Source organism: Rheinheimera sp. (assembly GCF_036782235.1).
Classification (GTDB): domain Bacteria; phylum Pseudomonadota; class Gammaproteobacteria; order Enterobacterales; family Alteromonadaceae; genus Pararheinheimera.
Window position 1 is genome coordinate 458,159 of sequence record NZ_DAIPZL010000001.1, and the last position, 17,965, is coordinate 476,123.

The window sequence follows — 17,965 nt, forward strand, 5'->3', positions numbered from 1 at the left end:
AGAGTGAGAGCTAAACCTCGCGCCAGCGATACCAAAGCCCATCAAATGCAGAAGTTTCGCTCCCCATCCCCTACTACTGTGCCACGGCCTGAGTTTTACAACATCACAACAGCAGCAAATCCAGCTCAGAGGGATTGCCGTATCAGCTGAACATGGCAAGCGCGCGCTTGCCATGTATAATGCCGGCATTGTGCCCTATCCAACTTTGCTGTGGCCCAAGGCTGCAAATAACTTTTGGAACCTCATGAAATATAAAGATTTGCGCGACTTTATCGCTCAGCTGGAACAACGGGGTTTATTACACCGTGTGAAAGTGGAAGTAGACCCGGTATTGGAAATGACCGAAATTGCCGACCGCACCCTGCGTGCCGGTGGCCCGGCGTTATTATTTGAAAATCCAAAGGGTTTTAACATTCCGGTACTGGCGAATTTATTTGGCACGCCAGAGCGGGTAGCCCTTGGTATGGGTCAGCCCGATGTCAGCGCTTTACGTGAAGTGGGCAAATTGCTGGCCTTTTTAAAAGAGCCGGAACCGCCAAAAGGCTTAAAAGACGCCTGGGACAAACTGCCGATCTTTAAGCAAGTGCTGAATATGGCGGCCAAAGTGGTAAAAAAGGCCCCTTGCCAGCAAGTGGTGCTGGAAGGTGACGCCGTTGATTTAACTAAATTACCTGTAATGACCTGCTGGCCAGGCGACGCAGCGCCACTGATCACCTGGGGTTTAACTGTGACCCGCGGCCCGCATAAAGAGCGGCAGAACCTGGGCATTTACCGCCAGCAGGTACTGGGTAAAAACAAAGTCATTATGCGCTGGTTGTCACACCGCGGTGGTGCTTTAGATTTTCTCGAATGGCAAAAAGCCCATCCGGGTCAGCGTTTTCCGGTGGCAGTTGCTTTAGGCGCCGACCCCGCCACTATTTTAGGCGCTGTAACACCAGTGCCTGATACTTTGTCTGAATACGCTTTTGCCGGTTTACTGCGTGGTGATAACACCGAAGTGGTGAAATGTATCAGCAACGATTTACAGGTACCGGCCAGCGCTGAATTTGTGCTGGAAGGTTATTTAGAGCCGGGTGAAATGGCGCCGGAAGGCCCTTACGGTGACCACACAGGTTATTACAACGAAGTGGATTCGTTCCCGGTGTTTACCGTTACCCACATTACCCACAGAGAAGATCCGATTTACCACAGCACTTACACAGGCCGGCCGCCGGATGAGCCCGCCATTTTAGGTGTGGCGCTGAACGAAGTGTTTGTGCCTATTTTGCAAAAGCAGTTTCCGGAAATTGTTGATTTTTATCTGCCGCCTGAAGGGTGCTCTTATCGCCTGGCTGTAGTGACGATGAAAAAACAATATCCGGGCCATGCCAAACGCGTGATGATGGGGGTTTGGTCTTTCCTGCGCCAGTTTATGTATACCAAGTTTGTGATTGTCTGTGATGACGATGTGAATGCCCGCGACTGGCAGGACGTGATCTGGGCCATCACCACCCGGATGGACCCGGCGCGCGACACCACTTTAATTGAAAACACCCCCATTGATTATCTGGATTTTGCTTCACCCGTTTCAGGTTTAGGCTCAAAAATGGGGATGGACGCCACCAATAAATGGCCGGGGGAAACCAGCCGTGAATGGGGGGTGCCGATAGAAATGACACCAGAGGTCAAACACAAAGTGGACGAACTCTGGTCCAGCCTTGGTATCCAACTGCCGGCCAAAGGGCCAGTCCAGGGGAAAGGTTAAGCATGAGCCATCTGGTCACTATTTTACCCAGCGGCCTGAGCTTTCAGGTGCGTGAGGGCGAAACTATATTGCAGGCGGCGCTTAAGCATGGCATCGACTTTCCCAACCGCTGCCGGCAAGGCGTGTGCACCTCCTGTGTTTGCAAACTCAAAAGTGGCCAGGTGCATTATTTGCCACCTGAGCCTTTAACCGACCTCGACAAAAGCCAGAATTTTACCTATTGCTGTTTGGCTTATGCCGACAGCGACCTGGTATTACACCACCCTTTTATTCGCGGCTGATACCATCAACACCACAAAGCCAAAGCACTGAACCTAAGCACGGAACCAAAGAACAGAACTCATGACTGAATCACAATTAAAAGCCGCGTCAAACAAAGTGTTATGCACCGTCAGCCGTATTCAGCCGCTGACCCCTACAGTGCAACAGGTGATTTTAACGCCCAAGGCACCGGTGGAATTTAAAGCAGGTCAGTACCTGCAGATTTATTTATCCGACAGCGACAAAAGGCCGTTTTCGATTGCCTGCGCACCTGGTTTTACCTTCGAAGGCAAACCAGCGCTGGAACTGCAGATTGGCGGCGCTGTAACCGACAATTACGCTAGTCAGGCCTTAGCGCATCTGAGCGATAACACTGAAGTGCTGGTGCAGGTGGGTTTAGGTGAAGCTTATTGGCGGGAAGACAGCACAAATCCCATTATTCTGCTGGCCGGTGGCACTGGTTTTTCTTATGTGCACAGCATTGCCAGCGCTATTGCCAATGCCAATCTGAACCGCAGCGTGCAGCTGTACTGGGGTTTAAGAAACCCTCAGGCATTATATGCCGCCGACGAACTGGCCGCCTGGCAGGCATCAAACGTGCAATATCAGCTGAATCTGGTGGTACAGGAACCGGATGCCAACTGGCAGGGCCGCACAGGTTTTGTCCATCAGGCGGTGCTGGATGATCATGCCGATTTAGCCGCTTATGATATTTACATCGCCGGACCTTTTGCCATGGTCGGTGTGGTGCGCGACGCCTTTTTAGCCAAAGGCGCCAAACGTGAGCAGATGTACGCCGACGCTTTTGCCTGGCTCTGAGTGCCATCTGCCACTGACGCCCTTGTGGTTGTCGTCAGTGGCAATTTGCGGCACAATCCCGCCCAATAACAGCGCAACAGGTCTAACCAGAGAGAGCAGCATGCCACACCTGACCCAGATTAAAGTTCGTGGATACCATTTAGATATTTATCAGCATGTGAATAACGCCCGTTATCTGGAGTTTTTAGAAGAAGCACGCTGGAGTTATCTGGAAGACAGTGGTGATGTAGCTTATTTTGAGCAGCTGAACCTGGCCTGGGTGATAGTCAACATCAACATCAATTACCGTTTTGCCGCCACCAATGGCCAGACTTTGGAAATTGCCACCCAATTCAGCCAGATCGGCAGTAAAAGTGCGGTGATCCATCAGGTGATTAAAATTCAGGGGACTGACACTGTGGTGGCTGACGCCGATATTACTTTTGTCTGCCTGAACCGCAGCACCGGCAAAGCCGCTTTGATTGAAGGTGCGCTGAAAGAGCGCCTGGAACAACATCTGAACGACTGAGTTCGCCATCCACTTGATTCATCAAGGTATTTGGCAGTAAAACCGCAAGTCTTTGCCGCAAAAAAGCGCTGAGTGATTGCACATTGCCAAGGCTTGGGTTAGGCTCAAGCCTGTTATATTCGATGGTGATGAAACGAAGATGCCACACCAAAGCAGCAAAAATCATTGCTTTCACAGTGCCTTATGGCGGCGCTCTTTATTTGTGCTGCTGTTCACCGGCCTGAGTCTGAGTCTGAATGAGCCTGGCAGCGAACTCTCCGCCCAAAGCGGGAAAAAACTCCCCTTATCCCAGCCCGTCAGTGCGGTGCAGTTTCATTATCTGATGAAAGAAAATGCCGCCGCAGATGCAGCGGCACGGCAGGATGCATTTCCGGCCCGCAGTTTTGAACGCCATTCACGCCGGCTGCAGGTGATGACCAGCAAAAACACCACCCCCTATCAGCGCCTGGCCTGAACAGGCCGGTGTTATCCTTTATTTGCATCAGTGTTCAATAGTTTAACATCCAGCCGAAAACAGCGTTGTAAAGCCCCTGACGGGCTTTACAACCTGTTATTCAGCGCTGTTAGTACGGACTCACAGGGCTATAAAAAGACGTGTTGCGGCCATCAATGCCAATACGGATGGGCGTCACAGTGGTGCTGTTGTCCAGCAGATTAAATCTGTCTCCAGGCAACAACTTAAAGCGCAATAAGTCTTTAATAATCACCGGCTGGCCACAGCTGGTCTGAGTGTACTGGGTTTGGCTGTCGGCACGCAGCACATACACTTCGTTGGTGCCATCCACTATGCCCTGGCCGTCTGCTGTCACAAACAAAGACGTTGCTTCAGATACTGCAATCACCCGGCCATTTTGCCCCAGTTTGGCCTGAAACACCGCAGAGCGGCCCATCCGATCCCGCTGGCGGAAATGGGTGTCGTTCAGCGTATTAGCCAGCAACGGAAAATTCAGGAAAGTGCTGCTGATGTTAATAGTGTTATGGCAATAGTCTGTCACCACTTCACTGCTGATGGCACCACTAACCCCATCCGGATCATACACATACTGACTCAGCACATGATCACCAGCCGAAGTGCCGCCAACAACACCCCCTTTGGCATACACATGCTCGATAGCGCCCTTAACCAGGGTGCCCTGCCAGGCATTCAGATAAGCCGACTGGTCGCCGCCGGCAATAAATACCGCCTCCGCACTTTTAATGGCCCACTCCACATAAGCTGAATTTGCTTTGGTTTGGGTATCGACAATCAGGGTTTCCACTGAGGCTGCTCCTGTCAGTCCCTGCAGGTAGCTGTTGTATGCGTCTGTGCCGGCGGCGCGCAGTACCACAATATTGCCACCTTTGATTTGTGGCGCCATGCGGTTGCTAAAGGCTGCGTCTACATCGGTGCCACCGCCCATCAATAACAATGAACCCTGACCTGATGTTAATGCCGGGCAAACATCACTGCTGCCGCCCAGCAGATAGCTGGTCAGGTTACTGGGTTTGGCCGGCCTTACCCCATAACTGCAACTTGTTGGGGGGGTACTACCGCCGCCATCGCCGTTAAAAGTGACATTCAGGGTGTAACTGCCGGTGCCACTGTAACGGCTGATTTTAATAAAATGTGTGCCGGCGCTGGCTGCGCTGTAAGTACCGGTTTCTGGTCGGGCGCTGCTTTGGCCGGACAAAATATAACTGCCGCTGCTGCGGTACAGATAAAAATCAAAATCGGCGCTGCTGCCATGATTCAGACTGATGCTGATATCTGCTGTGCTGGTGGTATCAAAACGATACCAGTCAATATCACTGCTGCTGGCGATGCTGCCATTGACTGTCTGGCCACTGCACAAACCGCTATTGGCTTTGCTTTCGGTGTTGTTATTTTCTGTTTCCTGCTGCAGACAAGCGGCACTGGCATGGCCAGCCGCAGACAACAGCGTCGCCAGGGCGACGGCTTTTATCGTTGCTTTCATTGTTGCTTTCCTGTTTTTGTTGTTTTGACGATCGGGATAAAAGGCCAGAATGGCCCATGGTTTCAGGCGTTATGCCGGCGCAAAACGGCATAACTCCGGAATTCCGGGTGCTTAAGCGGGGAAAAACTTATAGATCAAACCACTCCGACAAGTGGTAATCGCTGGCGCAGGCGTGCAGATTGGCAGGTTTGTGCACCTGTTGTGACAGCGGTAACCCTGAAAGTGGTATCAGCTTCTTCACAATGACTCTGCATAATAATTTATCAGTGGAGTTTTAATATGCGGCACAGCTCAAGCGCTGTCAATCAACAAAAAAAGGGAATTTGGACAACAAAATGTCAACTATTTACGATTTTTATGTAAAAATCATGCCAGTTTAAAACGAACTTAACAGGAAAAGGACTTCTTATGCGTCAACTCGCTATGCTGGTGTTGTTATGCAGCACTTTTGCCAGTCAGGCCGATCTGCTGGATGCAATGAAAGCTTATGAAAACAAAGATTTTACCAAAGCAGCACAGGAATTTACTGCGCTGTTACCACTGGCCAATGAGCAGGCTGCCTTTAATTTAGGCGCCATGGCGGCTAACGCTGAAGGCCAAAGCCGTGATTTAGTGAAAGCGCTGGCTTATTTTGAATTTGCTGCCAGCCGTGAACACCCAAGCGCCAAAACAATGGCCGATAAAATCCGCAGCAAGCTGTCAGAGGCAGAACAACAACAGGCCGGCACTATGCTGACCCAGCTGCAGCAACAAGTCAGAGTCCACGACAAAATCAAACCTGAACTGCTGGCGCTTTTTGACAGCGAGCGCAAAGCGGTCAAACGTATTGCGCCTGAATATCCAAAAGAAGCAGCAGCGCGCGGTATTTTCGGCTCAGTCACACTGCGGATGCTGGTCAACGAACAAGGGACTGTGGAGGCCGTTGATGTACTGAATGCTTTCCCTAAAGGGGTATTTGACCGTGAAGCCATCCGCGCACTTAAACGCTGGAAATATGAACCTGGCAACAGCAAATTTATCGGTCGGGTCATGCTGACCTTTAACATAGGCGATGTTGATCACCGTAAAGTTGAGCAGCTCCTTGGCGAATATAATATGTGGCAATACGCAGCACTGGGCTCACCGGCACACCAGAATGCGCTGGCGCATATTCTCGATCTGGCACGAAACCAGAGTGACTACACACAATTTATCGATGATTCACTGCCACCTGCACTGGGACCTATTACTGCGGATCTGGTGAAAAATGGCAAAGTGGTCAGCAAAGAGCTGCAGCTGCCTGAAGGTTTTACACACGATGCTTTTGTCACCCTGGATGACCAGGCCGTCGTGCTGGCAGTGCATGACAATAATGCTGAACATCAGGCCAAACTGACAGCGCAGCTGCTGGGCAAACGCCTGACCACAGAGCAGGTGCCTGCTGGTTTTTATAAACTGCAAAATCAGGACGGCGATAAAAGCCCGAGGCTGCTGAGCGCACAGCGGATCCCACAAACTTATTCCGACAGCTACTGGCTGGAACAGGCCGCCCGTGGCGGTAGCATCGAAGCACAAAGAGCACTTGCGGCCTTAGAGCCACAGTGGGAGATGTATCTGCTGGAACAACAAGACCCTGTGGTGCAATCCTGGGCCGGTACAGCGCTGATTCTGGGCGGACAAAAAGCCGAAGGCGAAAAACTGCTGGATGCAGCTATTGCCAAAGGTCACGCCACAGCCAAAGAGCTAAAAGCTGCATTATAACTGCAACTCAGGCCAGCCGGGCGCCATTGGGCACCGGCTGGTCTGGCACCGCAAGCACCACAGCGCCATCGTCGCGATAAAAACCGGTCACCAGGCATTCAGATACAAAAGGCCCGATTTGTTTTGGCGGAAAATTCAGCACCGCCAGCACTTGTTTGCCAATCAGCTGCGCTGGCTGATACAAAGCTGTTAACTGGGCACTGGAACGCTTTTGGCCAATGTCAGGGCCAAAATCGACCGCCAGCTTCCAGGCCGGTTTACGCGCCTGTGGGAAAGCTTCGGCCGCCACTATAGTGCCAACCCGCAGTTCCACCTGCATAAAATCATCCCAGCTGATAGGATCCATCTGTGCGCTCCGTTGTGGGGTTTAGCTTAAACTTTGCAGCCTGGCCTCTTGCCATTGCAACAGTTTATCGCTGAAGCTGCGGGCGGCATGCGCCGGACTGCTGGAAGGCAAAGACCAGACTTTGATGCTGGCAGGAAGAGTGACAGCAGATTTTTGCAGTTTTTGCCAGCTTTTGGCCGCTGTGCCACCGTTAAGCCAGATAGCCCGCAGCTGCGGCAATTCTGTCAGCAAGAAAGCAATATCATTCAACTGCACTGACGAAGGCCGGATGGCACTGTCGAGACTGCCCTGACGCTGACAAACCCCAATCACATCCCACAAGGCCACGCCGGCATTTTGCAGCGCCAGCAGCCGCTGTGGATAAGGCAGGCTGGCATCCACTGCAAACAGTTGCTGCATTAAAGGCCAGAACTGATTGCGCGGATGTCCGTAATATTGCTGAGCGTCAAGTGACGCCTGACCCGGCATACTGCCAAGGATCAGCACTTTGGCATCGGGCCTTGCCACAGGCGCCAGCCCAGATAACAGCGGTAATGTGATAGTCACAAGCCAGATGTTAGTTGGACAAAGCGGCTGCTTTGGCCAGTTCAGGCTGATACTGCAGCGCTTTTTCCCAGGCATGGCGCGCCTGTTCTTGCTCGCCTTCCTGCTCGGCACAATAACTGAGCAGCGCATACAGATAACCATTGTTGTTATGGTCGCGCAACCAGTGTTGCACTTGTTTGCGCAGCGTCAGCACAGAACGCCCTAACGGAATTTGCCGGATCGCACTATAAGCCAAAGGCACATCGGCCAGCGCCAGACTATCGAGCAATAGTTTCTCCGCTTGTTCGGCGTCACCACTGACTGCTTTGGCCCTTGCTTTGCCTAAAATGGCGGCCACAGATTTGCGTTCTTTCGCAGGTAAATTGCTCCAGTACGGCAGGTTTTCATCAAACTGGCCAGCCTGTGCTAAACCCGCCACAGCAGCCGGATACAGCTGATACCGGTATTGTTGCCACTGGGCTTTATTCAGCCATTGTTGTTTGATGGCAACAGGCACCTGCTCCAGCAACGTTTGCCACTGACCGGCCTGCAATAAAGCCGCAAGCCAAAGCCGGCCCAGCGCACCATCTTTTTGATTTTGTTCAATACGTGGCGCAAGATAAGCTACAGCTTTTGCCGCATCACCCTGCTGCAATAATAAATCTGCCACCACCAGCGCGCTGTCGTTGTCGTCGCTGTCAAGCTGCGCGGCTTTTTGATTGGCTTTTTGGCTGTCACCGGCACGCTGAGCCGCATAACAGGCCATGATCTGTTTGATTTTGTCCCAGTCGGAGTCCGCTTTAGCCAGATCAAAATATTGATCGGCCTGCTGCCAGTCTTGCCGGGCAAAAGAGAGCAGCGCATATTGCATCGCCTGACGGGCGCGGCGCTCTTTGCGCGAACGCAAAAAACTAAAACTGAGCCGGGGCAAATGGAACAACCGTTTTAACACCCACCACAATAACCAGCAGGCCAGAATGGAGCCAAACAGCACCAGCATCAGGCCAATAAAAGTGGCTTCAATAGTAACACCGGCCACCACCAGCATCACATAGCCCGGATGGTTGGCAAGTATTGGCCCCAGCAGCATGGCCAGGCCAAACACCAGGATAAAAAATGCCAGCCTGATCATAAGCTCAGCTCCGTTACTGCCATGCCCTGACGGTAAGCTTCAAACAGTTGTGGGCTTTTTAAGGGGGCCAATAACGGCAAACTGACCTGCAGCGCCGACAGCGCCACCAGATCATCAGCCATTTGCTGCACAGCAGGTTCAGTGGCAGCAAAATAACGTTGTAAACTGTCAGCACTTTGCTGAATGGCTGCGGCATACACCGCCTGATTGTGCTGCATTGCGGCAAGCTCAGCCAGCAGTAATTGCTGGGTTAAGGTATTACGCACACTGATTTGTTGTTCGGCCGTTAAGCTGACACCATCTTCCGGCAAACTGGCCCGCACCTGCACCAGACCACGCCAGAAGTTACGCCAGTACAATCCCAGATTCGACTGCCAATCGGCGGCATCTTCAGTAATTTCTTCTTCGGTCTGATTATCCATCGCCCGCTCCGACTGGCGCAGTGGCAAAGTCAGGCTTTGCTGGCGCAGTGCCGACAAGGTCAGGTGCAGCTGGTGCATATCGGGTGTATTCAGCTCAGACAACATATGTTTGTCCTGACCTATAGCTTCACGCACCGCCACCAGACTGGCATCCTGCATTTGTTTTAAGCGTTGTTCGGCCAACTCCAGCACCTGCACCACACCGCTGACATTCTGTTCCAAAAACAGTTTTTGCTCGGCCAGACGCAGGAAATATTCCACTTCCAGCAGCTGCCAGCCTTTGACGTTGCCACTTTGCTGATCCAACTGGGTTTGCAGCCTGGCGATTTCCTGTTGGGTGCTTTGCAGCTGTTCCAGTTGTTTGTTATTCCAGTCAGCCACCACATTCACCAGCTGTTGCTGCATTTCCTGCTGCAATTCTTCCTGCTTGCTCTGAAACAGTGCTGTCTGGCTTTGTTGCTGATTTTGCAAAGTTTGTTGCTGTTGTTGCAGCGCAACGAGTTGCGGTTGCCAGACATAAAAAAACCAGCCCACCAACGCCGCTGAAGCCAAGGCGATCAGCAAAGCCATCATGCCCAGCATCACGCCGGAACCTGTTCTGGCGGCCGGTTTTGCCGGCGTTGCTGCCACAGCAGCAGGGGCTGCAGATTCGTTATTCAGCATTGGACTGAGCTCGCTCATGGAATTTCCTTCTTAACTGACAAATAGCTTCCAACAACGCCTGATCGTTGGCACTGGCTGCCAGAAAAATGTTGGTCATCGGGATCCCGCTGGCAACGGCCGTTTCCGCCATGCGCTGGCTGACCATAATCCATTGCCGCTGTGCCAGCCAGGGCCGGGCAGTTTCGGGCAGGGATTGTAGCAGCAGGGATAAAATTTCGTTACTGGTCACTACGATACATTGAATTTGTTGCTGGCGCCACTGGTCTGACAAGCGCTGACCATCCAGCGGCAGGGGGACTCTTTTATAACTTTGTACATAAGTCACTTTGGCGCCGCGGACCAATAAACCCTGTTTAATCAGCTCCCGGCCACCATTGCCACGCACTATCACTATGTCGCGGCCGGCCACATCCTGCAGTTGTGGCAGTGCCAGCACCCCTTCACTGCGCTGATCCAAAGGAGCAGTCACCGTATGGCCACAGCTGCGCTCCAGCACTGAAGCTGTAGTTGCCCCCACCGCCAGCAGCGGTTGGGTCAGGCTTTTTAGGTCAAATTGTTGTTCCAGACAAGTCACAGCAGACACAGACACAAAAATCACCAGCTCGGCCTGTTGCAGATGCTGGATATCACGGCCACGCAATGGCATCAGCTGTGTGGTGATTAAAGGCTGATAGGTATAACCAATGCCCAGCTCATCCAGACCAGCCAGCAGATTATCTGCTTTGCCGGCGGGTCTGGTGATCAGCACCGGAAAATCTGTGGCGCCGGTGAGCTGCGGTGTCTGACTTGACTGAAAGGATGACGGGTTGTTCATCAATTAAGGGGCCGTCTGATAAACAGCTTTGAGAATAGCAGCTGCGCCTTGTTGCAGCAGCTGTTCAGCCAGCTGTAAACCCAAAGCTTCAGCGTCGCTGGCTGGGCCTGTTACCTCTGCATGTAAAATTTGCTGGCCATCCAAAGAGCCCACCAAACCGCGTAACCAGAGTTCATCACCCTGATGCACGGCAAAAGCGCCAATAGGCACCTGACAACCGCCCTGTAAACGGCGGTTCATCGCACGTTCGGCCAGCACAGCCTGACGGGTCGGCAAATGCTCCAGCGGCGCCAATAACGCATGAATAGCGCTGTCGTTGCTGCGACATTCAATACCCACAGCGCCCTGACCATTGGCCGGCAGGCTTTGCTCCACCGGTAAATGGGTGCGGATACGGTCGGCAAAACCAAGGCGAATCAGGCCAGCTGCCGCCAGAATAATAGCGTCGTATTCACCGGCATCCAGTTTGGCTAAACGGGTGTTGACGTTGCCGCGCAGGTCGCGGATGACCAGATCCGGTCGTTGTGCTTTAAGCTGACATTGACGGCGTAAACTGGAAGTACCTACCACTGCGCCTGCCGGCAACTCATCAAGGCTGGCAAACTGATTTGATACAAAAGCATCGCGCGGATCTTCACGCTCACAAATGGTTTGCAGCTGCAAACCTTCAGGAAATTCGACCGGCACGTCTTTCATACTGTGCACAGCAATATCGGCACGACCTTCTAAAATGGCCGTTTCTAACTCTTTCACAAATAAACCTTTACCGCCAATTTTGGCCAAAGGTGTGTCGAGAATTTTGTCGCCCTGGGTAGACATAGGCACCAGCTCCACCTGTAACAGTGGATGAAAATGCTGCAGCTGTGCTTTCACAAATTCGGCCTGCCATAACGCAAGCGCACTTTTACGGGTGGCGATACGGATCAATGAAGTCATGCAAAAAAACCTGTGTCTGAAGGCTAAACACGGCAGTGATTGAAGCCACACTGCCGGTTAAAAAACTGGCGCTAGTATAACTGCTATTGATATTGAAAGTCGTGTGAGTAGAGGACATTTTGCTGCTGATCAATAATTTCGACCCGCCAGGCGCCCAGTTGGTCCGGTAACAGCCATTTTTCACTGTAAGTACGCCAGGGAGAGTCTTCGATGGTCAGCACAGCTTCGGTTTGCATCTGGCCATTAAAAGACCAGCGGTGTTTCAGCTGCTGACCGGCATACCCTTTTAGCTCAGTAAATAAATACAGCCGCTGAATGTCTTTTTTCGCCACCAGCTGCGCTACAGGGCGGCCCGGCTCCAGCTGTTCCATATCAGCCGCCAGCACAATACGGCTAAAACCGGCCGGCAGTGTTGTTGTATTGGCCGCACCAGCGGCCTGGAGTGGCTCGACGCCAGATTGCGGCGTAGCAGCACCAGCTTGCAGATTGTTGCCAGACAGCGCCTGATTGTCCGTTGCTGCCAAAGCGGCGCTGTTCTCAGTTTGGTTAGGGTTGCTTTGGGTGCTAAGCGCCAACTGTGCAGTATTTTCTGCAAAAGTTTCAGCAGCTGGTGCTGCGCTATCGCCATCAAGGCGGCTGTTTTGTGTTGTACTTTCACCGGCTGATGCAGCTTGTGTCTGATCTGTCACAAGGCTGGGTTCGTTTTGAGGCTCAGTTTCATTCAGAACCTCAGCGTTTTCTGCACTTTCTGCAACCTCAGTGCTGAGCCCTGTGTTGAGTTCGGCTTCTGCGGATTGTTCGTCCGGAGTTCCGGCTCCCCAATATTGCCACAACCCAAAGGTCGCCAGCAGCATCAAGCCGGCACCCAGTAATAATCTGGTTTTTGACAGCGGTGCTTTGGCATATTGTAACTTTTGCGGCGGCTGGCTTGGCAAGTCGCGGTGCAAAGTGACTTTTACCCTGAGTTTGGCAGATTGTTCAGACACGTGTTTTCTCTGGCGTCATCAAAAGCCGGTGGTTCAGACCGGCCATTGGTTATAGGTTAGGGCTTGTTTGCTGGCATAAAACGCTGTTACACACCAAACAGCTGCTGAATAAAGCGGCTGATGTCATCCACTTCCTGGGCACAAACACTGTGCTCCATCCGGTAGTCCTGCCAGCGCACATTAAAACCTGCATATTTTAGGTTGTTAAATGCCGCCTGACCAGCCTGCAATGGCACCACAGGGTCGGCCACACCATGGGCACAAAATACCGGCGTGGTTTTATTCAGCGTATTCATTTCATCTTTGAGTTTATCCGGCACCGCCATATAGGTAGAAAGTGCCATGACACCGGCAATTTTATAGGGCAAGCGCGGTAACAGATGCAGCGCTATCACCCCACCCTGGCTAAAACCGGCCAGCATAATTTTTTCCGCCGGTACACCTGTGGCAATCACTTTGTCGATCAGCGCCTGCACTAAAGTAGCCGACTGACGCACGCCTTCTTCATCAGCACGGTTTTGTAAGTCCATGGTTTTAATGTCATACCAGGCACGCATCACATAACCGTTGTTGATAGTGACAGGACGCTCAGGCGCGTGCGGAAACAAAAACCGCACCCCATGGCCGGCTGGCAGGCGCAGCTCAGGCACTATAGGCGCAAAACCATGGCCGGAATCACCGAGGCCATGTAACCAGATCACGGCCGCAGTGGTTGGGCCAGGGGACTTTACATCAACAAAAGGTAACTGATTCATTTAACGCACAAACTCCACACTCTGCCCGGCCTGACGCGAGGCGGCGTCATTTAATAAAGTCCAGAACTCGGTGCCGGTTCTGTTATCAATCCACTGGCCGTTCTGATATTCAAAATGGTGGCCGTTAAATTTGGTTGCCACCCACAGCTGATGCAGGGGTGGTTGTTTATTAATGATTATTTTGCTTTTGTCCGGAAAAGTGATGCTGAGCAAACCACCATGGTTCTCATAATCCAAATCCAGATCCATATTTTCGATGGCTTCTTCCACCGCCAGCAAAACGCTGTCGGTCAACTCATCATATTCTACGTCATTCATCGGCTTCACCTGTTTGCTTTTGCTGCTAAGGATGCGATTATAGAGCGCTGAAAAATTAAAGAAACAGAAACGATGAAAGCTGTGACTCAATCTATGTTCTGCCTGCTGGCGCTTTGTCTGTTGCTCACCGGTTGTGGCCAAAAAGGGGATTTAACCCTGCCAAAAACCAAAGCAGCCACCAATACGCCACAATCACAACAACAGACCAGTGCCACTGCAACTGACTCTGCACAGCAAGACATAACCCAACAGCCCGGCCAATCGCAAAGGTAAATTTGGTGGATTATTTTAATTATCAGGGGCCAGAGCTGCTGGCCGAACAGGTCAAACTGGCCGATATCGCCGCCCAATACGGCACCCCCACTTATGTTTATTCCCGCGCTACCTTAGAGCGCCATTATCAGGCCTTTGCCAATGCGGCAGGTGCCCATCCGCATCTGGTGTGTTATGCGGTCAAAGCCAACAGCAATATTGCCTTGTTAAATTTGCTGGCGCGCCTGGGTAGTGGTTTTGACATTGTGTCTGAAGGTGAATTACGCCGGGTATTGCAGGCCGGTGGCGACCCTGGCAAGGTGGTGTTTTCCGGTGTGGGTAAAGCCGAATCTGAGATTGAGTTTGCGCTCAATACCGGCATCAAATGTTTTAATGTCGAGTCCGAAGCCGAGCTGTACCGCATTCAGCAGGTCGCCAGCCGTTTAAATAAAATTGCGCCTGTGTCTATCCGGGTCAATCCGGATATTGATGCCAAAACCCATCCTTATATTTCCACTGGCCTCAAAGCCAACAAGTTTGGCATTGATATTAACGACGCTGTGGCTATGTATCAGGTGGCGGCACAGGCCAGCCACTTAAAAGTTTGTGGTGTGGATTGCCATATTGGCTCACAGCTTACTGAAACCCAGCCGTTTTTAGATGCGCTGGATAAACTGCTGCTGTTGATTGATAAACTCTCAAGCCTCGGCATAGTGTTATCCCATATTGATATTGGCGGTGGTTTAGGCGTGACTTATCTGGATGAAACACCGCCGCATCCGGCCGAATATGCCGCTGAAGTGGTCAAACGTCTGGCCAAATATCCACATTTAACGCTGCTGTTTGAACCTGGTCGTGCCATTATGGCCAACGCTGGTGTGTTATTAACAAAAGTGGAATATTTAAAACCAGGCCAGGAAAAGAATTTTGCCATCGTTGATGCCGCCATGAACGACCTGATCCGTCCGGCGCTTTACAGTGCCTGGATGAATATTGTGCCTGTGCAGTTGAAAGCAGAACTGAAGGCCCAACGTTATGATGTGGTAGGCCCGGTGTGTGAAACCGGCGATTTCCTTGGCAAAGACCGCGACTTAGCCATAGCACCCGGTGATTTACTGGCGGTGCGTTCAGCCGGCGCTTATGGTTTTACCATGAGTTCCAACTACAACAGCAGGCCACGCGCTGCTGAAGTACTGGTCGACGGCAGCAGCACTTATCTGGTGCGCCGCCGTGAACAATGGCAAGACCTGTGGCAAGGTGAACAACTGTTGCCGGAATAACGGCAACAACTGCAATCAGGCAGCAACAGATAAGGTTGGCATGTTATTACAGTTTTCTAAAATGCACGGACTTGGCAACGACTTTATGATGGTCGATGCCGTCAGTCAGAACGTGTTTCTGACCAAAGAGCAAATCAAAGCGCTGGCCGACCGTAATTTTGGGGTGGGTTTTGACCAGTTATTGATGGTGGAACCGCCTTATGATCCGGATTTGGATTTTCATTACCGGATTTTTAATGCTGACGGCTCTGAAGTAGAACAATGTGGCAATGGCGCCCGCTGTTTTGCCAAGTTTGTCCGCACTAAGGGCCTGACCAACAAATACAAAATTAATGTCAGCACCAAATCCGGCAAAATTGTGCTTTATGTCGAGCAGGACGGCCAGGTCACCGTCAATATGGGTGTGCCGCAGTTAGAACCTGCCAAGGTGCCGTTTAAAGCACAAAAACAGGAAGTGAATTACATTCTGCACGCCGAAAATGCCACCACTTTGTGTGGTGTAGTGTCGATGGGCAATCCTCATGCGGTGATCACTGTTGATGATATCGACAAAGCGCCGGTGCATAGCTGGGGGCCTGAGTTTGAAAACCATGAACGTTTCCCCGAGCGTGCCAATATTGGTTTTATGCAGGTCCTTAGCCCTTCGCATATTAAATTGCGGGTATGGGAGCGTGGCGCCGGTGAAACCCTGGCTTGTGGTACAGGTGCCTGTGCAGCCGCTGTGGTGGGGCAACTGCAGAAAACTTTGGGCAATAACGTCAGAGTTGATTTACCTGGCGGAACCTTGCATATTCGTTGGAACGGTCCAGGCCAGCCGGTCAAAATGACAGGCCCGGCAGAACATGTATTTGACGGACAGCTGGTGTTATGACGGATGTAAAAACCGGTGTCCAAACCGGGTCAAACGAACTGAACGATCAGGACAAAGCCATACTGCAGGACGAACTGGTGTATCAGTATTTACTGGAACATCCGGCGTTTTTTCAGCATCACCCCGAATTACTGAACAGGTTAAGACTGCCACATGCTCAGCGCGGTGCAGTCTCTCTGGTCGAACGCCAGCTGGAAATGCAGCGTGAACGGATCCGTGGTCTGGAAGAAGATATTACCCGGCTAATGAGTGTGGCCCGGCAAAACGAACATATCTTTTTTGCACTGAATCAGCTGCATCTGGATTTATTGTCAGCACGCCAGCGCACCGATATCACCATTGCACTCAGCGCTTTTGCCAATAAAATGCCACAGGTACATGCCTGCACCCTGCTCGACTTTAACCATGAAGCTATGGGCGAACATTTCAGCGGCCTGCAACTGGTGCTGCAACACCGGCTGCAACACCGCAGTTATTATTTTGGCCGGTTAAATAAAGACGAAATGGCAACCTTATTCCCGCCCACCATTCATTCGGTGGCCCTGCTGCAAATCAGTCAGGTGGATAAACCTCTGGCGCTGCTGGCCTTTGGCAGCGAACTGGATGACCATTTCCAGCCCAGTATGGACACGCTGTTCCTCGACCATATCGCCAAATTACTGGCCGTGGTATTGCCACGTTATGACAAAAACTGAACTGGCCGATTTCCAACCCTGGCTGAGCCAGTTTTTGGCTTATCTGCAGTTTGAACGCGGTTACAGCCAGCAAACTCTGGCCAGCTATCAGCAACAACTGAGCGCTGTGGCCAGTCAGCTGCAAACTCAGGCCAGTCATTGGCGCGAGCTGAACCAGCAACAGCTGCAACAACATTTATTATCCTGCCGTGCCAGTTTAAAACCGCGCAGCCTGGCGCTACGGGCTGCGGCGCTGCGCAGTTTTTATCGGTATTTTGTTGCTTTAAAACAACTGAGCGACAATCCGGCGGCTTATTTAAAAGTGCCCAAATCGGCCAGGCCTTTGCCAAAAAACCTTGATGTTGATCAGATGAACCGGCTGCTGGATATTCAGGAGCCGGATGACGATTTAGCCTGTCGGGATCAAGCCATGATGGAGCTGTTTTACAGCTCGGGTCTGCGTCTTGAAGAGTTAGTAAATGCCAATGTGCGGGATATTTCCTTTAGCGAACAACAAATTCGCGTGCGCGGCAAAGGCAATAAAGAACGGATTTTGCCGATAGGCCGGCTGGCAATGCAGGCACTGCAGCGCTGGTTAGCGCTGCGGCCCGCTTTTGTCGGAATTGAGCCCGATGCATTATTTTTAAGCCGGCAAAAAAGCCGCATCAGCGCCCGCCATGTGCGCAGCAGAGTCAAACTCTGGGCAGCGCGCCAGGGGCTGGAGCAAAACGTACACCCGCATATGCTGCGCCACTCTTTTGCCAGCCATATGCTGGAATCAAGCGGCGACCTGCGCGCCGTGCAGGAACTGTTAGGCCACGCCAACCTCAGCACCACTCAGGTGTATACCCATCTGGATTTTCAGCATCTGGCCAAGGTGTATGACGCTGCGCATCCAAGGGCGAAGAAGTAGCGAAATATCAAATCCAGATTGTTACATGGCCATAGAGCAGCTTGCTGCCAC

21 protein-coding genes are annotated in these 17,965 nt (G+C 51.9%); 11 read left to right on the forward strand and 10 right to left on the reverse strand.

Going from position 1 to position 17,965, the window contains the following annotated elements; genetic code table 11:
* Positions 1-244 precede the first annotated feature (244 nt).
* The 5 genes from ubiD (at position 245) to V7P87_RS01990 (ending at position 3,786) form a co-directional block, all read left to right on the forward strand.
* On the forward strand, positions 245-1,744 hold the full coding sequence (ubiD, locus tag V7P87_RS01970) for a 4-hydroxy-3-polyprenylbenzoate decarboxylase (RefSeq protein ID WP_333795930.1): 1,500 nt from the start codon (positions 245-247) through the stop codon (positions 1,742-1,744).
* A 2-nt stretch (positions 1,745-1,746) separates the two neighbouring features.
* A complete protein-coding gene (locus V7P87_RS01975; protein WP_333795931.1) occupies positions 1,747-2,025 on the forward strand; it encodes a 2Fe-2S iron-sulfur cluster-binding protein in 279 nt (92 codons plus the stop codon).
* Positions 2,026-2,086: 61 nt separating this feature from the next.
* Complete coding sequence (gene fre, locus V7P87_RS01980) at positions 2,087-2,824, forward strand: NAD(P)H-flavin reductase (RefSeq protein ID WP_333795932.1); 738 nt, start codon at positions 2,087-2,089, stop codon at positions 2,822-2,824.
* 100 nt (positions 2,825-2,924) lie between these two features.
* Positions 2,925-3,332 carry an acyl-CoA thioesterase gene (locus V7P87_RS01985; protein ID WP_260655384.1) on the forward strand — a complete coding sequence of 136 codons (408 nt, stop codon included), beginning with the start codon at positions 2,925-2,927 and terminating at the stop codon, positions 3,330-3,332.
* Between the two features lie 139 nt (positions 3,333-3,471).
* Entirely contained in the window at positions 3,472-3,786 is a 315-nt protein-coding gene (locus V7P87_RS01990; protein WP_333795933.1) for a hypothetical protein, read from the forward strand.
* Positions 3,787-3,895: 109 nt separating this feature from the next.
* On the opposite strand, the gene V7P87_RS01995 is transcribed toward V7P87_RS01990, so the two are convergent.
* Entirely contained in the window at positions 3,896-5,287 is a 1,392-nt protein-coding gene (locus V7P87_RS01995) for a pre-peptidase C-terminal domain-containing protein (RefSeq protein ID WP_333795934.1), read from the reverse strand.
* A 408-nt stretch (positions 5,288-5,695) separates the two neighbouring features.
* Here V7P87_RS01995 and V7P87_RS02000 point away from each other — a divergent pair, with 408 nt between their 5' ends.
* Complete coding sequence (locus V7P87_RS02000; RefSeq protein ID WP_333795935.1) at positions 5,696-7,027, forward strand: TonB family protein; 1,332 nt, start codon at positions 5,696-5,698, stop codon at positions 7,025-7,027.
* Positions 7,028-7,034: 7 nt separating this feature from the next.
* Here the strand turns inward: V7P87_RS02000 and V7P87_RS02005 are convergent, their stop codons facing one another.
* The 9 genes from V7P87_RS02005 to cyaY all read right to left on the reverse strand — a co-directional run bounded on the left by V7P87_RS02005 (position 7,035) and on the right by cyaY (position 13,924).
* Entirely contained in the window at positions 7,035-7,373 is a 339-nt protein-coding gene (locus V7P87_RS02005) for a tRNA-binding protein (RefSeq protein WP_333795936.1), read from the reverse strand.
* A gap of 21 nt (positions 7,374-7,394) precedes the next feature.
* Entirely contained in the window at positions 7,395-7,919 is a 525-nt protein-coding gene (locus V7P87_RS02010) for a DNA-deoxyinosine glycosylase (protein ID WP_333795937.1), read from the reverse strand.
* Between the two features lie 10 nt (positions 7,920-7,929).
* Positions 7,930-9,030, reverse strand: a complete 1,101-nt coding sequence (locus V7P87_RS02015; RefSeq protein ID WP_333795938.1) for a heme biosynthesis HemY N-terminal domain-containing protein — start codon at positions 9,028-9,030, stop codon at positions 7,930-7,932.
* The gene (locus tag V7P87_RS02020; RefSeq protein ID WP_333795939.1) at positions 9,027-10,133 is read right to left on the reverse strand and encodes a uroporphyrinogen-III C-methyltransferase; all 1,107 of its coding nucleotides are present in this window, start codon (positions 10,131-10,133) and stop codon (positions 9,027-9,029) included. The genes V7P87_RS02015 and V7P87_RS02020 overlap by 4 nt, the downstream gene beginning before the upstream one ends.
* Positions 10,105-10,929, reverse strand: coding sequence for a uroporphyrinogen-III synthase (locus V7P87_RS02025; protein WP_333795940.1), 825 nt, complete (start codon positions 10,927-10,929; stop codon positions 10,105-10,107). Before V7P87_RS02025 ends, V7P87_RS02020 begins: the two co-directional genes overlap by 29 nt.
* 3 nt (positions 10,930-10,932) lie before the next feature.
* A complete protein-coding gene (gene hemC / locus V7P87_RS02030) occupies positions 10,933-11,865 on the reverse strand; it encodes a hydroxymethylbilane synthase (protein ID WP_333795941.1) in 933 nt (310 codons plus the stop codon).
* Positions 11,866-11,948: 83 nt separating this feature from the next.
* Positions 11,949-12,851 carry a DUF2914 domain-containing protein gene (locus V7P87_RS02035; RefSeq protein WP_333795942.1) on the reverse strand — a complete coding sequence of 301 codons (903 nt, stop codon included), beginning with the start codon at positions 12,849-12,851 and terminating at the stop codon, positions 11,949-11,951.
* Between the two features lie 86 nt (positions 12,852-12,937).
* Entirely contained in the window at positions 12,938-13,606 is a 669-nt protein-coding gene (locus tag V7P87_RS02040) for an alpha/beta hydrolase (RefSeq protein WP_333795943.1), read from the reverse strand.
* The gene (gene cyaY, locus V7P87_RS02045; protein WP_260655372.1) at positions 13,607-13,924 is read right to left on the reverse strand and encodes an iron donor protein CyaY; all 318 of its coding nucleotides are present in this window, start codon (positions 13,922-13,924) and stop codon (positions 13,607-13,609) included.
* A gap of 72 nt (positions 13,925-13,996) precedes the next feature.
* On the opposite strand from cyaY, the gene lptM reads away from it, so the two are divergent.
* Genes lptM through xerC form a run of 5 tightly spaced genes read left to right on the forward strand, consistent with a single transcriptional unit; the run spans position 13,997 to position 17,914 of the window.
* Positions 13,997-14,197 (forward strand): LPS translocon maturation chaperone LptM, encoded by a 201-nt coding sequence (gene lptM, locus V7P87_RS02050; RefSeq protein WP_333795944.1) that lies wholly within the window; start codon positions 13,997-13,999, stop codon positions 14,195-14,197.
* Positions 14,198-14,202: 5 nt separating this feature from the next.
* On the forward strand, positions 14,203-15,456 hold the full coding sequence (lysA, locus tag V7P87_RS02055) for a diaminopimelate decarboxylase (RefSeq protein WP_296294288.1): 1,254 nt from the start codon (positions 14,203-14,205) through the stop codon (positions 15,454-15,456).
* A 40-nt stretch (positions 15,457-15,496) separates the two neighbouring features.
* Positions 15,497-16,327 carry a diaminopimelate epimerase gene (gene dapF, locus V7P87_RS02060; protein ID WP_296294286.1) on the forward strand — a complete coding sequence of 277 codons (831 nt, stop codon included), beginning with the start codon at positions 15,497-15,499 and terminating at the stop codon, positions 16,325-16,327.
* Positions 16,324-17,022, forward strand: coding sequence for a DUF484 family protein (locus V7P87_RS02065; RefSeq protein WP_333795945.1), 699 nt, complete (start codon positions 16,324-16,326; stop codon positions 17,020-17,022). Before dapF ends, V7P87_RS02065 begins: the two co-directional genes overlap by 4 nt.
* The gene (xerC, locus tag V7P87_RS02070; protein ID WP_333795946.1) at positions 17,009-17,914 is read left to right on the forward strand and encodes a tyrosine recombinase XerC; all 906 of its coding nucleotides are present in this window, start codon (positions 17,009-17,011) and stop codon (positions 17,912-17,914) included. Before V7P87_RS02065 ends, xerC begins: the two co-directional genes overlap by 14 nt.
* Positions 17,915-17,965 lie beyond the last annotated feature (51 nt).

Bases quoted from the DNA above. Each gene is read 5' to 3' on its own strand.
- V7P87_RS02005 (WP_333795936.1), bottom strand. From the start codon at position 7,373: ATGGATCCTATCAGCTGGGATGATTTTATGCAGGTGGAACTGCGGGTT.
- V7P87_RS01995 (WP_333795934.1), bottom strand. From the start codon at position 5,287: ATGAAAGCAACGATAAAAGCCGTCGCCCTGGCGACGCTGTTGTCTGCG.
- V7P87_RS02020 (WP_333795939.1), bottom strand. From the start codon at position 10,133: ATGAGCGAGCTCAGTCCAATGCTGAATAACGAATCTGCAGCCCCTGCT.
- fre (WP_333795932.1), top strand. From the start codon at position 2,087: ATGACTGAATCACAATTAAAAGCCGCGTCAAACAAAGTGTTATGCACC.
- lptM (WP_333795944.1), top strand. From the start codon at position 13,997: ATGAAAGCTGTGACTCAATCTATGTTCTGCCTGCTGGCGCTTTGTCTG.
- V7P87_RS01990 (WP_333795933.1), top strand. From the start codon at position 3,472: ATGCCACACCAAAGCAGCAAAAATCATTGCTTTCACAGTGCCTTATGG.
- V7P87_RS02065 (WP_333795945.1), top strand. From the start codon at position 16,324: ATGACGGATGTAAAAACCGGTGTCCAAACCGGGTCAAACGAACTGAAC.
- xerC (WP_333795946.1), top strand. From the start codon at position 17,009: ATGACAAAAACTGAACTGGCCGATTTCCAACCCTGGCTGAGCCAGTTT.
- V7P87_RS02040 (WP_333795943.1), bottom strand. From the start codon at position 13,606: ATGAATCAGTTACCTTTTGTTGATGTAAAGTCCCCTGGCCCAACCACT.
- V7P87_RS02025 (WP_333795940.1), bottom strand. From the start codon at position 10,929: ATGAACAACCCGTCATCCTTTCAGTCAAGTCAGACACCGCAGCTCACC.
- cyaY (WP_260655372.1), bottom strand. From the start codon at position 13,924: ATGAATGACGTAGAATATGATGAGTTGACCGACAGCGTTTTGCTGGCG.
- V7P87_RS02015 (WP_333795938.1), bottom strand. From the start codon at position 9,030: ATGATCAGGCTGGCATTTTTTATCCTGGTGTTTGGCCTGGCCATGCTG.
- ubiD (WP_333795930.1), top strand. From the start codon at position 245: ATGAAATATAAAGATTTGCGCGACTTTATCGCTCAGCTGGAACAACGG.
- V7P87_RS01975 (WP_333795931.1), top strand. From the start codon at position 1,747: ATGAGCCATCTGGTCACTATTTTACCCAGCGGCCTGAGCTTTCAGGTG.
- V7P87_RS01985 (WP_260655384.1), top strand. From the start codon at position 2,925: ATGCCACACCTGACCCAGATTAAAGTTCGTGGATACCATTTAGATATT.
- dapF (WP_296294286.1), top strand. From the start codon at position 15,497: ATGTTATTACAGTTTTCTAAAATGCACGGACTTGGCAACGACTTTATG.
- V7P87_RS02000 (WP_333795935.1), top strand. From the start codon at position 5,696: ATGCGTCAACTCGCTATGCTGGTGTTGTTATGCAGCACTTTTGCCAGT.
- hemC (WP_333795941.1), bottom strand. From the start codon at position 11,865: ATGACTTCATTGATCCGTATCGCCACCCGTAAAAGTGCGCTTGCGTTA.